This is a genomic window from Thermodesulfobacteriota bacterium, assembly GCA_040756475.1.
GTDB lineage: Bacteria > Desulfobacterota > Deferrisomatia > Deferrisomatales > JACRMM01 > JBFLZB01.
On the sequence record JBFLZB010000318.1, the window covers coordinates 1 to 2,990 of the forward strand.

A 2,990-nucleotide genomic window follows, 5' to 3' on the forward strand; every position below is an offset into this window, starting at 1 on the left:
GCCATCTCGACGTTCCCGACCTCTTCGAGGCCTTCGACCCCGGGCTCGTGGGGGCGCGGCGCAGCGTGGCGCGGGACTGAGGCGCCCCCCCGCGCCGCATGGGCGTCGGATCGCCCGCAGGAGGAATCCCCCGTGGACGTCGTCCTCTTCAATCCCGCGCCCCGCAGCGGCTGGCAGCCCCAGCGGCGGGTGGAGCTGCCCCTGGGGCTGCTGTGCTCGGCGACCCCCCTGGTCCGGGAGGGGGTGCGGGTGCGGATCGTGGACGAGTACGCAAACCCGGGCTGGAGGCAGGAGCTGGAGGCCGCCCTGGCCGAGCGGCCGGTGTGCTTTGGCGTCACCTGCATGACGGGGCCCCAGATCCGCCACGCCCTGGAGGGCTGTCGGCTCGCGCGGCAGCGGCACCCCGGCGTCCCCATCGTGTGGGGCGGGGTGCACGCGAGCCTCCTCCCGGAGCAGACGCTGCAAAACCCCTACGCGGACGTGGTCGTGGTGGGGGAGGGGGAGGACACCTTTCCCGAGCTCGTGCGGGCCCTGGCCCGGGGCGGCCCCCTGGGGGAGATCTCCGGGATCGCGTACCGGGAAGACGGCCGGACCGTCACCACGTCCCCGAGGCCCTACGTGGACCTGGACGCCCAGCCGCCCCTCTCCTACCACCTGATCGACATGGCCAAGTACCGCCGCCGGCTCTTCGGACTCGACCACGTGAGCTTCAACTCCAGCCGGGGGTGCGTGTTCCGGTGCAGCTTCTGCTGGGACCCGGTGATGCACGGCCGCAGGTGGCGGGCCATGGGGCCGGAAACCGTGCTCGGGCACCTGGAGCGGATCGTCCGCGACCACGACCTGCGCGGCTTCCTCTTCACCGACGACCACTTCTTCATCGACCTGGACCGGGCCCACCGCATCCTGGAGGGGATCGTCGCCTCGGGCCTGGGCATCTCCATCAGCAAGCTCCAGATCCGGGCCGACGCCCTGAACCGTCTGGACGCGGACTTTCTCGACCTGATGGTCCGGGCGGGGGTCAAGCGCGTCTCGGTGGGGGTGGAATCCGGCAGCCAGCGGGTGCTCGACCTCCTGCAAAAGGATCTCCGGGTCGAGGACGTGGCGGCGGCCAACCGCAAGCTGGCGGCCTACCCCATCGTGCCGGTGTACCTCTTCATGATGGGCCTGCCCACGGAGACCCGGGAGGAGCTGGGCGAGAGCATCGCGCTCGCGGTGCGGCTCACCGACGAGAACACCCGGGCGGTGAAGACCTTCAACATCTACACGCCCTATCCGGGCACCGAGCTCTACGGCCGGTGCGTCGAGCTCGGCCTCGAGGGGCCCGAATGCCTGGAGGACTGGGCGGAGTTCAACTTCCGCAACGTCTCGGAGCGGTCCCGCTGGGTCTCCCGGGACATGCGCCGGCTCGTGGAGGCCCTGGACTTCCCCCTCATGTTCCTTGGGAAGGGCCACTTCGTGGCGCCTTACAAGCGCACCCATCCCCTGGTGGTGGCGCTCGCGCGCCTGTACTACCCCCTGGCCCGGTACCGGGTCACCCGGCTCGATGCCCGCTTCCCCCTGGAGACGAAGCTCGTCAAGGCGCTGGGGCTCTTTGGGCGGCAGGACTGACGCAGATGGAACAGCTCCTGTGGTTCGAGGCTGCCGCCGTCGCGCTGGTCGCGGCGCTGGCCCTGTGGAGCCCGCGACTCGCCGCCCGGTGGTGCCGCCGCGGGTGCCGCCGGCTCGCCCTCCTGGCGCGGCGGCGGGTGTGGGCGGTGGCGCTCGTGGGTGCGCTGGCCCTGGCCACGAGCACCACCCTCTCCGCGGTGCGGTGGCCGGTGCCGCGGGTGCAGGACGAGTTCAGCTACCTCCTGGCGGCCGACACGTTCGCCGAGGGGCGGCTCGCGAACCCCACCCCTGCTCTGCCGGAGCACTTCGAGAGCAAGCACATCCTGGTGCGCCCCACCTACCAGTCCAAGTACCCGCCTGCCCAGGGGCTCTTCCTCGCCCTGGGGCAGGTCCTGACAGGGCAGCCCCTCGCAGGGGTGTGGCTCTCCTGGGCCCTGGCCTGCGCGGCGCTGACCTGGATGCTCCAGGGCTGGGTGCCCCCGCGCTGGGCCCTCGTGGGGGGGCTCCTGGCGGTGGCCCACCTGGGCGGGATGGACGAGTGGCTCCGGGGCCGCTACCTGTACTGGAGCCAGAGTTACTGGGGCGGCGCGGTCGCCCTGCTGGGGGGCTCGCTGCTCTTCGGGGGCCTGCGGCGAATCCGCAACCGTCCCACGGCCTGCGCCTCCGCCGCCCTGGGGCTCGGGCTCGCGGTGCTTGCCCTGAGCCGCCCCTTCGAGGGGTTCGTGGCGAGTCTTCCCGCGGGGGTGCTGGTGCTGGCCTGGGCGCTTGGGGTGGGGAGAAAGACGCCGGGGGGCGAAGGGCCGGCGGCCCCGCCGGTGCCGGACCGGGCAAGGACGGACCCGGCGCCGCCCCAGGCAAAGGGCGGGCGCCGCGGGAAGAAGGGCAGCTCCGGCTCCCGTCCCCAGGGGGCCTCGGGGGGTCGGCGGGCATCCGAGGCGCCGCCGGCGCAGGAGATCCGGCGGCCGAGAACCTGGGCCGCCCCCGCGCTGCTGCCCGCGGCGGCGGCGCTCGTCCTGGGGGCCTCCTTCCTGGGCTACTACCAGTACCGGGTTACCGGGAGCCCCTGGCAGATGCCCCACCGGGTGCACGAGGTGTCCTCGGGCACGACGCCCCACTTCGTGCTCTCGTGGCTGCGGTCGGACCCTTCCGAGGCCGGTGCCGACGAGGACCGGGGAAGCGACGCGGACCTGCGGGAGGACCGCCGCCGGAGCTGGCTCTCCTACGAATACCCGCGCCGGTACCGGTGGCTCTGGAGCTTCTACCTCGGCCCCGCCCTTACCCTGCCCTTTCTGGCGGGGCTGTGGGGGTCGCGCCGGCAGCGCTGGACGCTGTTCGCCGCCGGCACCTTCCTGCTCGTGGCCGCGGCCAACGCGGCCACGGTG

The 2,990-nt window shown here is 73.1% G+C and carries 2 protein-coding genes; both read left to right on the plus strand.

Annotation, left to right across the window (positions count from 1 at the left end; genetic code table 11):
* The first annotated feature begins 132 nt into the window (after positions 1-132).
* Positions 133-1,608: a radical SAM protein gene (locus AB1578_23130; GenBank protein ID MEW6490792.1), complete on the plus strand. Its 1,476-nt coding sequence runs from the start codon at positions 133-135 to the stop codon at positions 1,606-1,608.
* 5 nt (positions 1,609-1,613) lie between these two features.
* On the plus strand, positions 1,614-2,990 hold a 1,377-nt coding region (locus AB1578_23135; protein ID MEW6490793.1), incomplete at its 3' end, for a hypothetical protein.